Annotated in this window: 16 protein-coding genes and 1 pseudogene; 7 read left to right on the top strand and 10 right to left on the bottom strand. The window is 68.2% G+C overall.

Features of this window, described 5'->3' with window-relative positions; translation table 11 throughout:
• Positions 1–26: 26 nt before the first annotated feature.
• The gene (locus MGN01_RS10590; protein WP_147046571.1) at positions 27–1352 is read right to left on the bottom strand and encodes an SLC13 family permease; all 1326 of its coding nucleotides are present in this window, start codon (positions 1350–1352) and stop codon (positions 27–29) included.
• A gap of 190 nt (positions 1353–1542) precedes the next feature.
• Between MGN01_RS10590 and MGN01_RS10585 the strand changes: the two genes are divergently transcribed.
• On the top strand, positions 1543–2436 hold the full coding sequence (locus MGN01_RS10585) for a LysR family transcriptional regulator (RefSeq protein ID WP_147046596.1): 894 nt from the start codon (positions 1543–1545) through the stop codon (positions 2434–2436).
• Positions 2437–2543: 107 nt separating this feature from the next.
• Here MGN01_RS10585 and MGN01_RS10580 read toward each other — a convergent pair whose 3' ends face one another.
• Positions 2544–3899, bottom strand: coding sequence for an Nramp family divalent metal transporter (locus MGN01_RS10580; RefSeq protein ID WP_147046570.1), 1356 nt, complete (start codon positions 3897–3899; stop codon positions 2544–2546).
• 189 nt (positions 3900–4088) lie between these two features.
• Here MGN01_RS10580 and mntR point away from each other — a divergent pair, with 189 nt between their 5' ends.
• Both mntR and MGN01_RS10570 read left to right on the top strand, forming a co-directional pair.
• Complete coding sequence (gene mntR, locus MGN01_RS10575; protein WP_147046569.1) at positions 4089–4547, top strand: manganese-binding transcriptional regulator MntR; 459 nt, start codon at positions 4089–4091, stop codon at positions 4545–4547.
• 37 nt (positions 4548–4584) lie between these two features.
• On the top strand, positions 4585–4893 hold the full coding sequence (locus tag MGN01_RS10570) for a hypothetical protein (protein ID WP_147046568.1): 309 nt from the start codon (positions 4585–4587) through the stop codon (positions 4891–4893).
• 8 nt (positions 4894–4901) lie between these two features.
• Here MGN01_RS10570 and MGN01_RS10565 read toward each other — a convergent pair whose 3' ends face one another.
• Together MGN01_RS10565 and MGN01_RS10560 are read right to left on the bottom strand one after the other, a co-directional pair.
• On the bottom strand, positions 4902–5276 hold the full coding sequence (locus MGN01_RS10565) for a DUF4440 domain-containing protein (protein WP_147046567.1): 375 nt from the start codon (positions 5274–5276) through the stop codon (positions 4902–4904).
• Between the two features lie 104 nt (positions 5277–5380).
• On the bottom strand, positions 5381–5560 hold the full coding sequence (locus tag MGN01_RS10560; protein WP_147046566.1) for a hypothetical protein: 180 nt from the start codon (positions 5558–5560) through the stop codon (positions 5381–5383).
• A gap of 386 nt (positions 5561–5946) precedes the next feature.
• Here MGN01_RS10560 and MGN01_RS10555 point away from each other — a divergent pair, with 386 nt between their 5' ends.
• Both MGN01_RS10555 and MGN01_RS24130 read left to right on the top strand, forming a co-directional pair.
• A complete protein-coding gene (locus tag MGN01_RS10555; RefSeq protein WP_147046565.1) occupies positions 5947–6546 on the top strand; it encodes an SGNH/GDSL hydrolase family protein in 600 nt (199 codons plus the stop codon).
• 187 nt (positions 6547–6733) lie between these two features.
• Positions 6734–7051 (top strand): annotated as a pseudogene (locus MGN01_RS24130) (IS1 family transposase); the annotation flags it as partial.
• Here MGN01_RS24130 and MGN01_RS10550 read toward each other — a convergent pair.
• The gene (locus MGN01_RS10550; RefSeq protein ID WP_147046564.1) at positions 7038–7283 is read right to left on the bottom strand and encodes a hypothetical protein; all 246 of its coding nucleotides are present in this window, start codon (positions 7281–7283) and stop codon (positions 7038–7040) included. The pseudogene MGN01_RS24130 and the gene MGN01_RS10550 sit on opposite strands and share 14 nt — an antisense overlap.
• Positions 7284–7629: 346 nt before the next feature.
• Between MGN01_RS10550 and MGN01_RS10545 the strand changes: the two genes are divergently transcribed.
• Positions 7630–7809, top strand: a complete 180-nt coding sequence (locus tag MGN01_RS10545; protein ID WP_147046563.1) for a YegP family protein — start codon at positions 7630–7632, stop codon at positions 7807–7809.
• A gap of 7 nt (positions 7810–7816) precedes the next feature.
• Here the strand turns inward: MGN01_RS10545 and MGN01_RS10540 are convergent, their stop codons facing one another.
• The 5 genes from MGN01_RS10540 to MGN01_RS10520 form a co-directional block, all read right to left on the bottom strand.
• Positions 7817–9361: an AMP-binding protein gene (locus MGN01_RS10540; RefSeq protein ID WP_147046562.1), complete on the bottom strand. Its 1545-nt coding sequence runs from the start codon at positions 9359–9361 to the stop codon at positions 7817–7819.
• Positions 9362–9371: 10 nt separating this feature from the next.
• Positions 9372–9635, bottom strand: a complete 264-nt coding sequence (locus MGN01_RS10535) for an acyl carrier protein (protein WP_238257849.1) — start codon at positions 9633–9635, stop codon at positions 9372–9374.
• Between the two features lie 161 nt (positions 9636–9796).
• Positions 9797–10708: a transglutaminase family protein gene (locus tag MGN01_RS10530; protein WP_147046561.1), complete on the bottom strand. Its 912-nt coding sequence runs from the start codon at positions 10706–10708 to the stop codon at positions 9797–9799.
• Positions 10705–13227 (bottom strand): circularly permuted type 2 ATP-grasp protein, encoded by a 2523-nt coding sequence (locus MGN01_RS10525; RefSeq protein WP_147046560.1) that lies wholly within the window; start codon positions 13225–13227, stop codon positions 10705–10707. Before MGN01_RS10525 ends, MGN01_RS10530 begins: the two co-directional genes overlap by 4 nt.
• Positions 13224–16490, bottom strand: a complete 3267-nt coding sequence (locus MGN01_RS10520) for a transglutaminase family protein (RefSeq protein ID WP_147046559.1) — start codon at positions 16488–16490, stop codon at positions 13224–13226. Before MGN01_RS10520 ends, MGN01_RS10525 begins: the two co-directional genes overlap by 4 nt.
• A gap of 203 nt (positions 16491–16693) precedes the next feature.
• Here MGN01_RS10520 and MGN01_RS10515 point away from each other — a divergent pair, with 203 nt between their 5' ends.
• Complete coding sequence (locus tag MGN01_RS10515) at positions 16694–16933, top strand: hypothetical protein (RefSeq protein ID WP_147046558.1); 240 nt, start codon at positions 16694–16696, stop codon at positions 16931–16933.
• The last annotated feature ends 88 nt before the right edge of the window (positions 16934–17021 follow it).

The raw sequence follows: 17021 nt of genomic DNA, 5'->3' as shown, positions 1-17021 counted from the left end.
CCCGCCGAACCTGTACCTTTGGCCAATCACGGCAGGCCTCCGACGAGGCGCCACCACAGGAAGGCCACCGGCACCGCGACCAGCAGCGATGCAATCCCGAACATCGCTGTGAGCCTGGTGGTATCGGCGAGGCTGATCCGGCCCAGATCCATCGTCATGACGATCGGCGGCGCCTGGTAGGGCAGGAAGACGTTGGAGTAGCCAACGACCTGGATCATCACGATGCTCAACAGGTCGAGACCGGTCGCCTGCGAGAAATCCTGGGCCAGAGCCGTGTAGAGCGCCGGTGCGCCGTTGGTGGTCGTCGCGAACAGGAAGCCGATCGAGATCGAGACGAGCGTCGCGAAGTTTTTGGCAGAGGCGCCCGCCTCGAAGGGCGCCACCGCGAGCAGGGCCTGGCCGATCTCTCGACCGAGGCCGCTCTCGTTGACGATGGCGGTCAGCCCGAAGATCGCGGCAATGTAGAAGCAGGTCTTGAGCTGGATCTGGCTGAAGGCATCGCCCGACAGCACGCCGACCTTCGGCAGCATTACGATCACGGCTGCCGCGAGGCCGACCCAGGCCGGCGGGATGTGGTGGATGCCGTCAGTCATCCAAAGGCCCAGCATCAGCGCGAGGGTCACGGCGAGCCGGCGCTCGGCGGCCGAGATCGGCGGCAGCGGGTCCATGGGAGGCCGTTCGCTGTCGATCCGGTCGCGGAACAGCAGCACCGTGCAGACGGTGAGGATTGCGCCCTTCACGCCGGCGAGCACCGGTGCGTGAAGCCCCAGATAGGGCAGATAGGTCAGGTGCAGGCTGTAGAGCGTCTCGGCGGTGCCGGCCATGACAAGGTTCGGCACATTGGCTGGCAGAAGCGCTGCCGACAGGATCGGCGTGGCGATGCCGAAGGCGAGGATCGCTCCGGTGCGGCCCGGCCGCCCGGGTGTGAGGCCGTAGGCGTCGCAGATGGAGAGCAGCACCGGCACCATCAGGGCGATCCGCCCGAGATTCGACGGCATGACGAAGGCGAGCAGGAAGGAGAAGGCGATCAGGCCCGCGACGAAGCCCGGATAGGAGTTCGGCAGCCGGTCCGCGAGGATGCGGGCCAACCTTTGGCCGAGCCCGGTGCGGTTGATGGCGAGCCCGACAACCATGCCGCTCGTCACCAGCCAGAAGGCCTGCGAGGCGAATCCTGAGAAGATGGTCGGTGACGGCGCAAGCTTCATCAGCATCGCCAAGGCGAAAAACAGCAGCGCCGTGACAACCTCGGCGATCAGCCCCGTCGCCCAAAGCCCCATGCACAGCACCAGGAGGCCAGCGGTCAGTCCGACCGTGACCTGCGAAGCCGCTGCGCCTGCTGCCAAAGCACCCATTGCGTCGCTTAGGACCGCAATCTGGAACGGTTCGCAATTCGGGAATTTTGACGCCTGCCTTCGTAAATGACGAAGGACATCTCCTGCTCTTGGTATACGATGCACCGCACTGGCCGACTCACGGTTTCGTTATCAGCGAAGTGAGGCGCGTGGCGCGAGGGGTCAGTCCAATGAGGGTGCGCTGACGATGATGCGTTTCGACCTCGTCGATCTCAGCCTGTTCCGTCACGTGGTGGAGGCAGGCTCGATCACGCACGGAGCCGAGCGGGCACATCTGGCGCTGGCGGCGGCCTCGGCGCGGATCAAGGCGATGGAGGTGTCGCTCGGCGCAGCGCTGTTGGTGCGTGGACGGCAGGGCGTCGTGCCGACGCCGGCAGGACAGGCGCTGCTCACACATGCGCGAGGCCTGCTCACGGATATCGATCGCCTGCAGAGCGACCTGTCGGTCTTCGCAGGCGGGGCCGTCGGCCAGATTCGCCTGATGTCGAACACCAATGCGCTGACCGAATTCCTGCCCGAGGCGCTCTCGGCCTATCTCGCGCTGCATCCCGGCGTGAGCGTCGACATGGAGGAGCGCACCTCTGACGAGATCGTCGGACTTGTCGCCGAGGGTGCCGCCGATCTCGGCATCGTTGCCGGCACGGTCGATACCGGCGGCCTGCAGACGTTTCCGTTCCGCCACGACCGCTTCGTGGTCGTGGTCGCGGCGAACCACGCCCTGAGCGGGCGCAACAGCATCGGGTTCGCCGAGGTGCTCGAGCACGACCTCGTCGGGCTCGACCGGCCAAGCGCGCTGACGCGCTTCCTCTCCGCGAAGGCCTCCCGGATCGGCCGGGTGATGCGGCTCAGGGTGCAACTCAGGAGCTTCGACGCGATCTGCCGTCTCGTCGAATGCGGCGTCGGCCTCGGCATCGTGCCGGAGACCACCGCTCGTCGCGCCAAGCGCGGCATGGACTTCGCCATCCTGCCGCTAGAGGATGCCTGGGCGGCGCGCGACCTGACCCTCTGCGTGCGAGACCTCGACGCGCTGGCGCCGTTCGCCCAGGAATTCGTCGCGCATCTGCGGGGCGAGGCGGCGGGTTGAGCACCGGATGCTTTGGTACCCTCCCCGCTCCTCATGCTGAGACCCGCTGCGCCAGCGCCTCAGGATGACGAACGTGGTGCGTGCCTGGCAGCGCGCCGGGCCTGTGTTCAGCCGAGCACCGTGTCGGTCAGGAGCTTCACGTTGAGCACAACGATCACCGCGGCGATCGTCCAGGACAGCCATTTCAGCCAGCCTGGCACCACGAGCGCGCCCATCTTCTCGCGGTCCGACACGAACTGCACCAGCGGGATCACTGCGAAGGGCAGCTGCATCGAGAGCACGACCTGGCTCAGCACCAGCAGACGCGCCGTGCCGTCGTCGCCGTAGAGCCCGGTGACGATCACGACCGGCACGATGGCGATGGCGCGGGTGATCAGGCGGCGCGCCCAATCCGGGATGCGAAGGTGCAGGAAGCCCTCCATCACGATCTGGCCGGCGAGCGTCGCCGTCACCGTCGAGTTGAGGCCTGAGGCGAGCAGCGCCACCGCGAACAGGGTCGAGGCGATGCCGACGCCGAGCAGCGGTGAGAGCAGCTCGAAGGCCTGTTCGATCTCCTGCACCTCGGTACGGCCGCTAGCGTGGAAGACGGCCGCCGCCAGGATCAGGATCGAGGCATTGACGAAGAGCGCCAGCATCAGCGCCAGGGTGGAATCCGTCACCGCGAAGCGCACGGCCTCGCGGCGCCCTTGGACGGTCCGCGGATAGGCCCGCGTCTGCACGATGGAGGAGTGCAGGTAGAGATTGTGCGGCATCACGGTAGCGCCGATGATGCCGATGGCGATGTAGAGGGCGGCCGGGTTCGTGACGATCTCGGACGACGGGATGAAGCCCCCGAGCACCGCCTGGACCGGAGGCGCGGCCAGCGCGATCTGCACGCCGAAGCAGACGAAGATCACCGCGAGCAGCGCCATGACGAAGGCTTCGAGGGCGCGGAAGCCTCGGCGCATCAGCAGCAGCACGAGCAGCACGTCGAGCGCCGTGATGACCGCGCCCATCACGAGCGGGATGCCGAACAGAAGCTTCAGCGCGATCGCGGTGCCGATCACCTCAGCGAGGTCGCAGGCGATGATCGCGATCTCGCAGGCGAGCCAGAGGGCGAGGCCGACGGGGCGCGGGTAGTGGTCGCGGCAGGCCTGAGCGAGGTCGCGGCCCGTGGCGATGCCGAGCCGGGCCGCGAGCGCCTGCAACACGATCGCCGTGATGTTCGAGAGCAGGATGACGGCGAGCAGCGTGTAGCCGAACTGCGCGCCGCCCGCGATGTCGGTCGCCCAGTTGCCCGGGTCCATGTAGCCGACCGAGACCATGTAGCCGGGGCCGACGAAAGCGAAGAGCCGGCGCAGCCAGTGGCCGCCCGCCCGCACCGGCACGCTGCCGTTGAGGGTGCCGAGGCTCGGCTGCTCCTGCGTCGCGCAGCTGAAGCGCCAGGCTCGGGTCGACTCGGTGGGGGTCAAGACGGCGTCCATGGGATGCTCGGCGCAGTTATAGCAATAGCTATACTTATGCGCCGAAGCTCTGCAACAGTGATCTGGTGCCGCGCCGTCATCTTGGCAATCTGCGGGAGAAAACCCGGCGGCGGGATTCACGCTTCGTCTCCGCTTCGTCTAGAACACCACCGACGACGCCCGGAAACGAGAAGGACGAGAAGCCTCAGCATGCGGGAACCGCCCTCCTCCGCTCCCGAGGGGTCGCTGATCGATCCGGAAGTCCATGTCGAGAGTTTCCGGCAGGCCCGCGAGGCGCGCCGGCTCGAACTCGTCGAGGACTATGTCGAGCTAATCGCCGACCTGATCGGTGATGGCGGCGAGGCCCGGCAGGTCGACATCGCCGCGCGCCTCGGCGTGGCCCAGCCCACGGTTGCCAAGATGCTGAAGCGGCTGGCCGAGGACGGCCTCGTGCAGCAGCGGCCCTATCGCGGCGTCTTCCTCACGGCGGCCGGCGAGGCCCTGGCCGCGCAGTCGCGCGAGCGCCACCGCATCGTCGAGCGCTTCCTCTGTGCCGTCGGTGTGAGCCCCGAGACGGCGCGGCGTGACGCCGAGGGTATCGAGCACCATGTCAGCGCCGAGACGCTCGACGCCTTCCGCCGCTTCGCCGACGGCCACTCAGACGCCTGAGGGCGCGGCGACCGCTGCTTTTTCCGAAAGGCTTCTCATGGATCTCGACAAGCAAGTGGCCGCTTTGGCCGCCGTCAGTAGCCGCCACGAAGAGGGACTTGCCACGCTCTCCGAGGGGCTCGCCGAGATGAGCGCGCGCCAGGTCGCCCATCAGATGGCGATCGGCTTCCTGGCCAACATCCTGCGCTCTATCGACTCGGACCATTACGACGAGCGCCTCGGCGGCTACCTCGCCATGCTGCGCGACACCCTTACCCGCGACGATCCCGACGCCGCCCTGGCCGGGACGGTGCTGGAGACCGTGCAGCGGGTGCTTCAGCCGCAATCGGAGGAGGACGAGGAGTAAGGGCCCGATCAGCCCTCCTCGACGGTTCCGGGAAGCGCCAGGGGCAATGTCTGCTGGTGCTGCACCACGCGCCATTCCTCGTGCGAGAGCCGCCGGTAGGTCGAGGTGCAGTAGGCCTCGTAGGTCTCGCCCTCGCGCGCGGCGCGCGCATGGTAGGCGATGACGATCAGGCCTTCCTGCGGCCGGGTGATCTGCCCCTTCGACAACTCGGCCTCGGTCCAGCGCGGGGTGTTCGCGACAGCCTCGATCGCTTGGGCGCCGCTCATGACGAAGGGCGGATGGGGCAGCACCATCAGGCACGCGTCGTCGACCAGCTCGCGGTAGTGATCCGCATCCCCGGTCCAGAGGCTCTTCTCGAAAGACCAAACCCGATCATCGTCCACGGCGCTCTCCTCCTGGCGGTATCATGCCGGGAGACTCGCGCCGGTCGGGGTTCGTTCCAGGGATGCGGCATCGCAGCCGCGCGCTCGGTGCGCCGAGCCTCCGGCTAGCGAAGGTCGACCCGGGACGCTTCGGACCACCAGATCGTCGACACGGTCATGCAGAGGATGCCGAGCGCCAGGAGGAACAGCGCCCGGTACGGCATCCGGGCCTCGCGCAGCCGTGCCAGCAGGATCGAGCCGGCAAGGAACATCAGCGCTCCAACGATGCCCATGGCTTTGATCACGGTGTCGCTGTCTCCGGCCGATCCGCCCTGCCCCGCCGCGCACGCCTAACCCGGCGGCGGCCGGTGCGGAAGGGTGTGGCGAAGGGATCGCGTGGGGTCTCGCTCTCGATCACAAGCCGGGCGAGAGCCCGTCTCTCGAGCCGCGAGCGGGGACGGACGAGCGAAGGCCGATCGCAGCCTGTGCCCGTGGTGTTGCAAATCCGGCATCGACCCTGGAACGCATAAGATCCTATGCAGCGCCGACATTCAGATTGGACGCCATCTCAGTGTTGAACGACAGAAAAAGAAGTGTCGGTCTGGTCGTCCTCATCTGTGTGTTTGCTGTCGGCGTGCTGATCGGCAGGCTGATTCCGAAGTCACAAGATCATATTGCCATTTACAGGGACGTGCGATTCAGCATCGTCCAGCAGTATCTCGATGAGGCCGATCCCGGCTTCATCCTGTTTGCCGGGGATTCGAACGCTGAGCTGCACAGCACGTCCGGATCGATGTGCGGACGCACCGTCGCCAATGTCGCGACGAGCGGCGCGACGACGCAATCCTACGCCGACTTCTTCGAAAAGCTGAGCTTTCCCGTCAGGCCGCGGGCGGCGGTGCTGACGATCGGGACGAACGACCTCAACCGGAAGAAAGACCCGAGAGGCGCGAGATCCGGCGCCGCTTTCGAGACGGCGCTCGACGCCCTGCTCGTCCGGATGCGGTCGATCACCGAGACCGTCCTCGTCACCGCCGTTCCACCCGTCGACCACAACACCGAACGGTCGATCGACCCGCTCGCCGTCGGCGACTACTCGAAGCGCATCCAGGCCGCTTGTGAAAGGCTGGGGTGTCGCTTCATCGATCCGTTCGCCTCCCTGCGCGAGGGCGATACCGGATATGGATTGGCCAACGTCAATCAGGATGGAAAGCACCTGAAGCGATACAAGCCGGTCTTCAACGCGATCGGCGCGAGCCTCTGCCCCGATGGACGACTGCAGGATCATTGATCCTGCCGTCCGCCCCGCGTTCTCGGCGGGAGCGCCTGCGCTCTCACTTCCGGGCCCGCCGCGCTCGCCCCAGAACTGTCTACAGGATCACGCAGTCATGCGATCCCGAACACTTACCGGCTTAGGTCGCCGCAAGAGCCGCGATCAGGCATTACCTGATCTGCAGGTTCAAACTGACCCACTGCCCAATCCTGATCGAGAACACATCTCCACGTCGTTCGTGGAGCGACAGAACCTCACGATGCGGATGTACATGCGTCGGTTCACGCGACTGACGAACGGCTTCTCATAAAAGATCGAGAACCACTTCCGTGCCGTCGCGCTCCACGCGATGTACTACAACTTCGTCAAGGAGCAGCGGGGCTTGCGGATGACGCCCGCCATGGCCGCTGGCGTCACTGATACGCTCTGGACGGTCGATCACATCGTGCGAATTGTGGAGCTGTACGACACCAGGCCAGGGAGACGCGGGCCGTATAAGCACAAGTCTATCAAGCAAGCCTAAGGAGAGATCGATCAATCCCAAGTCTATCCATCAGCATATAAGCCCGATCAGACGACAAATTATATTTATCGGCAAGCTCTCTGATAATGGCAGCCAGCTCTATGGGGCTTCCATTTTTCTGGCGTAAAGTTTCAGATAACGAGTCAGCCGCAACCATCATTCGAAGTTGATGCTTGATGACGGAGATCGGCGGCAACGGCAACTTACGTCCAAATCGCAAAGAGATAGGCATAAAAGCTCTCCCATTATTGCCTGATGCGCAACACTCACATATGAGGATTTGTTTGCGCTGAAATGATGGACAAGGACGTCAGTACGTCATTTTTACTTTGTCGTATATATTAAACAAGCGGGAGGGCTAAAGGTTGCGGCCCATGCAGTTTCGGGACAGCGGCAACCAATATCGCCTAAATTTCAAACTGACTCACTTCCCACGCCGCCCACTGTGAACAGCGAGGATATCGGGGAGAGGTGGCTTCGATCGCCGGCTAAGGCTTGATCGATCCTAAGCCTTTAACCCGGCTTCGCTTTCGGCACGGTATGCTTCCAGACATAAGAGAGGCGCCCGTGAGCGAGTCATGCAGTTCGAGGTGAGCGAGGAGCGACCTGGCCAGTGGTCCTGGACCCTGCGCGGCATCCGCGGCGAGACCATCGCCCGTTCGCCCGTCGGCTATCCGAGCCAGGTCCAGGCCTTGGCTGCCGCCACCGCCTTCGCCCGCATGGTTGCCAAGGCCAGCGCACAGATGCACGGGCACTGAAGCCCGATCAGGCCTCCACCAGTTCCGGCTCGGCCTGGACCTCGGCCGAGACCCGTTCGGCCACCAGCCGCTTGTAATCCACCTTGCCGTTCGGCGTCGTCGGCAGGCTCGCGACCGGCTCGATGGCGCGCGGCACCAGATGCGATGCCAGCGAGCGGCGCAGATGGGCCATGACCTCGGCCATCCCCGTGCCGGTTCCGGACGGCACCGCGACGGCGTGGATGCGCTGGCCGACGCCGCGGTCCGGCAGGCCGATCACGGCGACGGCGCGGAAGGCGCCCGTCTCCATCAGGGCGGCCTCGACCTCGGTCGGGCTGACCCGGAAGCCCTGCGTCTTGATCATCGCGTCCTCGCGGCCGAGGAAGCGCAGGAAGCCGTGCTCGTCCGCCACCGCGATATCGCCGGAGCGGCAGACGATGCCGGGCCGCTCCCCGGCGGGAAACGGATCGGGCACCAGCACGCGCGCCGTATCTTCCGGCCGGTTCCAGTAGCCGAGGGAAACCGTCGGACCGCGATGGTGCAGGATGCCGGGCTCGCCCGGTCGCGCGGGACGGCCGTCGGCGGTGACTAGGAAGATCTCGGTCTCGGGGATGGCGTGGCCGATCGAGTCCGGGTGACGGTCGACCTCCTGCGGCGGCAGGTAGGTCGAGCGGAAGGCCTCGGTCAGCCCGTACATCAGGAACAGGCTGGTCTCGGGCAGGCGCTCGCGCAGGCGCCGGATCGTGCCGAGGGCGAGGCTGCCGCCGGAATTCGTCAGGTAGCGCAGGCTGGAGAGATCGGCCTTGGCGAAGCGCGGGCTGGCGCGGGTCAGCAGCGTCCACAGGGTCGGCACGCCGGCGAGCCCGGTGATGCGGTGCCGCTCGATTGCCCGCACCACGTCGTCGCCGAGGCGGAACGTGAGGAGCACGATCCGCGCGCCCTGCTCCACGCTCGTGAGCAGCTGGTTCAGGCCGTAATCGAAGGAGAAGGGCAGCACCGAGAGGATGCGCTCGTCGCCCGTGATGCCGAGATAGGTCCTGACGATGCGGGTGCCGGCGATGAGATTGTCGTGGCTCAGCATCACGCCCTTGGGCAGGCCGGTGGAGCCGGAGGTGTAGAGGATGGCGGCCAGGCCCGCCGGGGCCGGCTGCCGGCCGGTCTCGGACGAGGCTGCGATCCCGTCCTCGCCCTTGAGCAGGCTCAATCCGGGCAAGTCGTCGAGGGCGCCGTCGAGCGCCGCATGGTGGGCGGCATCGGTGACGATGAGCCGGGCGCCGCAGTCCTCGACGATGTGGCGGATCTGGCGAGGGCGCAGCGAGGGGTGGATCGGCACGAAGACCGCGCCGGCCGCGCTCGCAGCGAAGATCGCGACGCATTCGGCGATCGATTTCGGCAGCAGGATCGCGACCCGGTCTCCCGCCTCGACCCCGAGCGCCGCGATGCGGGCGGCGAGCGCCGCGACGCGCTCGCGCAATGCGCCGTAGGTGAGCTCGTGCTCGCCGTCGACGATCGCCACGCGGCCGGGCACGCAGGCCTCGCTGTCGAGGAGATGATGCAGCAGGGTCGGTGACATGGAGGGTGAGTTAGGACCCCGAGCGCCGGTCGTCGACGAAGCGGGCCAGGGTGTCGATGCTCTCGAAATTCGCGAGGTCGAAGGCATCCTCGTCGATCTCGAAGCCATAATGCTCGCCGAGATGCATCATCAGGTCGAGGATGCCGATGGAATCGAGGGCGTCGCTGGTGACGAGCGAGGTCTGCCCGTCCACCGCGCCGGGGGGCAGGCCCGGATTGCGGGCCGCGATGAAGCCGAAGATCGCCTCCCGCACATCCGCGATCGACTGGACCACGCTCAGCTCTCCGTGACGACGCCGGCAGGGCGCCCGACCGAACTCAACTCTGTCCGACAGCGCTCTAAGCCCTTCGCCGGGCATCGTCCACTGTGGGTGGGGGCGTCGCTCTCACCCGTCATGCTGGGTGCCGCAGGCGAAGGCGGAATGACGGGGTGGATTCAGCCCGTATCCTCGTCGTCGGGCACCACGTCGACCTCGACCTTGAGCCGCTGGCTGCCGGGCGAGGAGACGATGCCGTCGATGGGCGTGACGTCGCCGTAGTCGCGGCCGCTGGTCAGCTCGATATGGTCGTCGCGCACGCCGCAGGCATTGGTGGGGTCAAGGCCGAACCAGCCGCCCTGCCCGGCCCCTGCGTGCCAGCCCTCCCCGCACCACAGCGAGACCCAGGCATGGCTGGCATCGGCGCCGCGCAGCCTGGCCTGTCCTGGAGGCGGCAGCGTCCGCAGGTAGCCGCTGACATAGGCGGCCGGCAGGCCGAGACCGCGCAGCCCCGCGATCATCACATGCGCGAAGTCCTGGCAGACGCCGGCCTTGAGTTCGAAGGACTTGGCCAGCGGCGTCGTGACGGTGGTGGCCCTGGCATCGAAGCGGAAATCGGCTCGGATGCGCTTCATCAGGTCGAAGGCGCCGCCATAGGCACTGCGGCCGGGCGGAAAGCTTTTTCGGGCATAGTCCGTCACGTCCGCGATGAGGGGGACGCGGCGGCTCGGAAACAGGAAATGCGCGGGCGAGGAGGGATTGAGCTCCGGCAACGCCAGCGCCGCCTCCCGTACCGCTTCCCAGGACGGTCCCGATTCCGGGTCCGGCAGTGCCGGGCGCTCGACGACGACGCGGGAGGTCGCCTCGACGGAAAAGATCTTGTGCGGCTGGTCGATGATCAGGGTCAGCGCCTGCGGCCCGAAATACTCGTCGCGGGTGCCGCGTCCCTTCGGCACCGGCGTGACCGTGATCGTGCTGGCCAGGACCTGCTGACCGTCGCCGTCGCGCGGGCGGAGCCGCAGGTTGCAGCGGGCGTAGTTGACGGTGCGCGCGTACCGGTAGGTCGTCAGATGGCGCAGGCTGTAGATCACGCGAGGCCTGTCAGCTTCTCCGGCCGCAGGGCATCGGCATTGCCGGGGAAGTAGCGGCCGGCAATCAGGGTGGCGAGTTCTTCCAGCTCTCCCTCGAATTGGGCAAGCTGCGCCGCGTTGAGATCGGTGGCATCCGCCGTGGCGAAGGCGCCGGCGAGCTTCAGTGCCGCGCGGCGATGCGGCTCCGGGACCCCGTCGGCGCGCAGCGCCGGCAGGGTGTCGAGATGGCGCACGATCTCCTCGACCTGGAAGGCCACCGAGCGCGGGTTGAACGGATCGAGTAGCGCCATGTCGCGCACGGCGGGCAGGCTGACGCCGGACAGGTAGCGCGCGCCGTAGGCGATCTGGGAATCGCACAGCGCCAGCATCACGCCGAGATCCTCGGCACCGGCCTGGTCGCCCGCGAAGCGCAGGGCGAAGGAGCAGGTGTTCACGCCGCGCTCGATGCGCCGGCCCATATCGAAGAAGCGCCAGCCCCCCGAGTGGTTCATGTTCTCGTGGGAGAGCCCCGCCAGCGCCGAGAGATGGCCGAGCGCGCGTTCGGCGCGCCCGAAGAGCTGGGCTTCGCTCGGCACCCAGGATTCGTGGAAATCGAGGAGGTCCTGCAGCTCGGTCAGGGCGCGCCAGGCCTCGACGGGCAGCCGCTCGCGCAGGGTCGAGGCGGAGCGCCGGGCCGAAAGGACGTGCGACAGGGCCGAGCCGTACTGCTCGCGGTCGCTCAGCGCCTCGCGGGCTAGGGCCGCCGTCGGCAGGCTGGCCTCGTCGATCGAGCCCCACTCGTCGAGCAGCGCGCGGATGCGCAGGCTGGTGGGCGTGCCGACATCGCTGCCGGTATCGGAGGCGAGCGTCCCGGCCAGCCGGCCGAGATGGGTCTGGACGAGGCGGATGACAGCCTCCGCCCGCTCGAGATAGCGGCCGAGCCAGAACATATTGTCGGCGGCGCGCGAGGGCAGATGGCCGGCGATGCGCCGGATCTTTGGAGTGATCGTGTTGAGGAGCGGCGGCGTCTCGACGGGCGTGTCCGAGACCACCCAGACGTCGGCCGAGCGGATCCCGGCGCGCATGATCGTCGGGTCGGCGCCTTCCCGCTCCGCGGTGCGGCAGAAGGCGGTCGGCATCACGCGCCAGCCATTGCCGGTCGCCGTGGCGAAGACCCGCATCACGAAGGGCCGCGGCACGAGGCGCCCCTCGGACCAGGCCGGCATGGTCGAGAGCGGCCCGGTCTCCTGGCCGACCCAGTCGAAGGGCCGGTCGTCGAGGGCGGCGATGGCGCGCTCGCGGGCGGCATCGAGGGCGTGGGGGCCGAGGATGGCGTCGCGCTCCGGGCCGCGCACGGGCGTAGCCGCCGGGCGCAGGGTCAGGCGGTCGAGATTGGCCCGCACATGGGCGAGGCTCGCCGGATCGCCGCACCACCAGGTCGGGGGGTCAGCGAGGCGCAGGGACTCGCCGAGCAGGCGCTCGGCGATGCGCGGCAGGTACGGGCTGAGCGCGCCGGATTCGAGCACGCCCGAGCCCGGCATGTTGCCGACGACCACGCCACCCCGGCGCAGCACGTCGAGGAGGCCCGGCACGCCGAGGCGGGAATCGGAGCGCAGCTCCATCGGGTCGAGATAGTCGGCATCGATCCGGCGCCAGAGGGCGTCGGCCCGCTTGAGCCCGGCCACGGTGCGCACATGCAGGAGCCCGTCCTGCACCACGAGGTCGTCGCCCTCGACGAGCAGGAAGCCGAGATAGCGGGCGAGCGCCGCCTGCTCGACATAGGTGCTGCTGTAGGGGCCGGAGGTGAGCAGGCAGATGCGCGGATCGCTGCGCTCGCAGGCCGCGGCGATGCCCTCGCGCAGGCTCTGGAAGAAGCCCGGCAGCCGCTCGACATGGAGGTCGGAGAGCAGGTCCGGATAGGCGCGGGCCAGCACCATCCGGTTCTCCAGCGCGAAGCCGAGGCCCGAGGGCGCCTGCGTGCGGTCGGCGAGCACCCGCCAGCGCCCGTCCGGGCTTCGCCCGACATCGGCCGCGTAGAGCTGCAGGTGGCGGCCGCCCGGCGGCACGATGCCGTGGGCGGGCCTCAGGAATTCCGGGCTGCCGGCGACGGCCGCGGCCGGCAGCAGGCCGTCGGCGATGAGGCGGCCCGGGCCGTAGATGTCGGCGACGATGCGCTCCATCAGGCCGGCGCGCTGGACGATGCCGGCGGCGAGCTCGGCCCAGTCGCGGGAATCGATGATCAGCGGCAGGGGGCCGAGCGGCCAGGCATGTTCGCGCTGGTCGCCGTAGACCCGGTAGGAGATGCCGGCATCGCGGATGTGCCGCTCGCCCGACAGGAAGCGCCCCATGATCTCATGGTCGCCGAGTTGCCCGAAGCGCTGAAGGAAACGCGGCCAGGCCCCGCGCACGCGGCCGTCGGAGTCGAGCAGTTCGTCGGCGACGCCCGGCCGGCGATCGTAGCCGTCGATCCAGCCCTGCACGGGATCGGGCCCGGATGGGCTTGCGTGCCAATCCAGCGCGACGGCGCCTCCCGAGGTCATCGCGGTGCCGGCGTGCGCAGGTCGAGGGTGAGCGGGAACTCGATCGAGCGCTCCTCGGGCGGCATGTCGATGGGGCCGGGCGTATGGCCCTCGGACTCGAAGCGCGCGAGGCGGCGGCCCTCCGCCTCGTAGGCATTGACCGGGAAACTCTCGTAGTTGCGGCCGCCCGGGTGGCTGACATGGTAGCGGCAGCCGCCGAGCGAGCGGCCGCTCCAGCTGTCGAGCACGTCGAAGGTCAGTGGGCCGTGGGCAGGGATCGTCGGGTGCAGGGAGGAGGCCGGCTGCCAGGCCTTGAAGCGCAGGCCAGCCACCGCCTCGCCGGAGCGCCCGGTCGCGGTCATCGGCAGCCGGCGGCCGTTGCAGGTGATGACGTGTCGGGCCGGGTTGAAGCCCTCGACCTTCACCTGAAGCCGCTCGACGGATGCATCCACGTAGCGCACGGTGCCGCCGCCCGATCCTTCCTCGCCCAGGACGTGCCAGGGCTCCAGCGCCTGACGCAGCTCGAGCCCGACGCTGCCCTGCTCGACGCGACCGAAGACCGGGAAGCGGAACTGAGCCTGCGCTTCGAAGGCCTTGGGGTCGAAAGCGTAGCCGGCCCGCTTCAGGTCTTCCAGTACGTCGAGGAAGTCGGCCCAGAGGAAATGCGGCAGCATGAAGCGATCATGCAGCGCCGTGCCCCAGCGGACACAGGCGCCCTCCTGCGGCTCGCGCCAGGCCCAGGCGATGATCGCGCGGAGCAAGAGCTGCTGCGCAAGACTCATGCGTGCATCCGGCGGCATCTCGAAGGAGCGGAACTCCAGAAGTCCCAGGCGCCCCGTCGGGCTGTCGGGATTGTAGAGCTTGTCGATGCAGATCTCGGCCCGGTGGGTGTTGCCGGTGACGTCCGCGAGGATGTTGCGGAACAGCCGGTCGACGAGCCAGTGCGGGATATTGGGCTGATCGGGCGCCGGCACGTGGGCGAGTGCGATCTCCAACTCGTAGAGGCCGTCGTGCCGGGCCTCGTCCATGCGCGGTGCCTGGCTCGACGGACCGACATAGAGGCCGGCGAACAGGTAGGAGAGGCAGGGATGGCGCTGCCAGTACAGCGTCAGGCTCTTGAGCAGATCCGGGCGCCGCAGGAAGGGTGAGTCGGCCGGCGTCACGCCGCCGAGCACGACGTGGTTGCCGCCGCCGGTGCCGGTGTGGCGCCCGTCGATCATGAATTTTTCTGCGCCGAGCCGGGTCTGCCGCGCGTCCTCGTAGAGGCCCATGGTGATGTCGACGGCCTCGCGCCAGGAGGCTGCCGGGTGGACGTTGATCTCGATGACGCCCGGATCGGGGGTCACCTTGATCAGGCCGATGCGCGGGTCGTAGGACGGCTCGTAGCCCTCGATATGCAGCGGCTGGCCGATCTCGGCCGCCACGGCCTCCAGATGTCCGACGAGTTCGAGGTATTCCTCGACCCGTTCGAGCGGCGGCATGAACACGCAGAGCCGGCCCTCGCGGGCCTCGATGGTGATGGCAGTGCGCACCGCCACCCCCTCGATCCCGGCGCCGTTGGCCCGGTTGGGGCCGCCGCGGCCGTCCGTGTAATCCGCCAGGGCGGTGCGATCCTCCAGCGGATCCTGCGGGTGATAGTAGGGGTAGGAGCCGGGCGGGACCCAGGGCAGCGAGGCGAGCGGCAGCCGGTAGCCGGCCGCCGAGTCGCCGGGCACAAGGAAAAGCCCGCCGCGCCGGAAGGCCCAGGCTTCCGAGATCCAGGCGCGGCCCTCGTCCACGGCGAGGCTCGCCACCGGCAGCACGAAGCCCGTCGGGTTGGCGAGGCCCTGCGCCGCGACGCGGGCCATGCGGGCATCGTTCTCGGCGCTGCCACTGCGGGCATCGGCCGTGGTGACGTTGAGGGGCAGCAGGCTCTCGCTGGTCTTCCAGTAGACCTCGTCCTCGTAGGCCGGGATCACGTAGTCGGAGAGGCCGAGCCGGCCGGCCAGTGCGGTCATGAAGGCGCGGGCCGCGGCCTCGCTCGCCTCGCGCGGGCCCTGCTCAGCGGCAATGAGCGACGCGTCGCGCCAGATCGGCTGGCCGTCCTTGCGCCAGTACAGGCCGAAGGCCCAGCGGGGCAGGCTCTCGCCCGGATACCACTTGCCCTGCCCGTAATGCAGCAGGCCGCCCTTGCCGAAGCGCTCGCGCAGGCGCCGGATGAGCTGGTCGGCGAGGCCACGCTTGGTCGGGCCGACGGCGGAGGCATTCCATTCGGGCGACTGGTAGTCGTCGATCGAGACGAAGGTCGGCTCGCCGCCCATGGTCAGGCGCACGTCCTGCGCCGCGAGATCGGCGTCGATCTTCTCTCCGAGCGTATCCATCGCCGCCCAGACCGAGTTGGCGAAGGGCTTGGTGATGCGCGGCGTCTCTGCCACGCGGCTCACCCGCATCTCGTAGGCGAACTCGGTCCCGGCCGCCTCCGAGGTGCCGGTGATCGGCGCGGCGGAGCGATAATGCGGCGTGGCCGCGAGCGGGATGTGGCCCTCTCCGGTCAGCAGGCCGGAGGTGGCGTCGAAGCCGATCCAGCCGGCGCCGGGCAGATAGACCTCGGCCCAGGCGTGCAGGTCGGTGAAATCGGTCTTCGTGCCCTCCGGCCCGTCGATGGCGGTGGTGTCGGGCACGAGCTGGATCAGGTAGCCGGAGACGAAGCGCGCGGCGAAGCCGAGCCTGCGCAGCACCTGCACCAGGAGCCAAGCCGAGTCGCGGCAGGAGCCGAGCCGGGCCCGCAGGGTCTCGGCCGGCGTCAGCACGCCCTCTTCGTAGCGGGTGGAATAGGCGATCTCTGAGCAGACCTGCGCATTCAGCGCCACAAGGAACGAGACCGTGTCCGTCTGCGTCGGCCGCCGTGCCAGGAAGGCGTCGACCTCGGGGGCTTGGCCGTCATCCACGGCGAGGTAGGGCGTCAACTCGGCGCGGAGATCGTCGGCGTAGGTGAAGGGCTGCGTGGAAGCGTAGGGCTCGACGAAGAAGTCGAACGGATTGATCACCGCGAGATCCGCCGTCAGGTCGACCTCGATCTGGAGTTCCGTGGTCTTCTCCGGGAAGACCACGCGGGCGAGCCAGTTTCCGGCCGGATCCTGCTGCCAGTTGATGAAGTGGTTCGCCGGGCTGACCTTCAGCGCATAGGACGGGATCCTGGTGCGCGTATGCGGTGCCGGTCGCAGGCGGATCACGTGCGGAGACAGCGTGATCGGCCGATCGTAGCGGTAATGGGTGACGTGGTGCAGCGCGGCTTTGATCGACACGAAGGCTCCCGCTTCCCTCAGGCTGGCCCGGCTCGGCCGCAACGGTTCGAAACTCGACGCGAGCGCCGAACCGAGGCGGAAAAAGCAAGAACCGTGCTTCCGCTTTGCGCTATCGAGCGAGCTTCACCCGGTCCTGCCTGCAACACAACCGAGGCCCGCCGACGATGCCAGCACACCGCATTCATCTCACGACCGCACCGGGCATGCCCCTGCCGACTCTGAAGCGCAAGCTCGGCGTGTCGAATGTCGGCCTCTACTGCGACGCCTGCGGCGAGTTCTTCGCCTTCGGCGTCGAGGTGCCCGACGACCAGGTCATCGAGTTCACCGCGGATGGTCCGATCCTAACCAAGTGTCCGTTCTGCGAGGCCGAACGGGACCGCCGCGTCGCCGAGATCACGCGTCTGGTGCTCACCGAGGGCACCAAGCGGCGTTCCCTCGCCTGATCGGCGGGCGGCGGGAACCTCCCGCGCCGGGCTCCGCTTGGTCAGGATAGTGCATCGGCTGCGGAGCGCGCGCTCGTCGAGCCGCTGG

It is taken from the genome of Methylobacterium gnaphalii, assembly GCF_007992215.1.
Lineage (GTDB): Bacteria > Pseudomonadota > Alphaproteobacteria > Rhizobiales > Beijerinckiaceae > Methylobacterium > Methylobacterium gnaphalii.
This window is presented reverse-complemented; position numbering and strand designations above follow the sequence as displayed.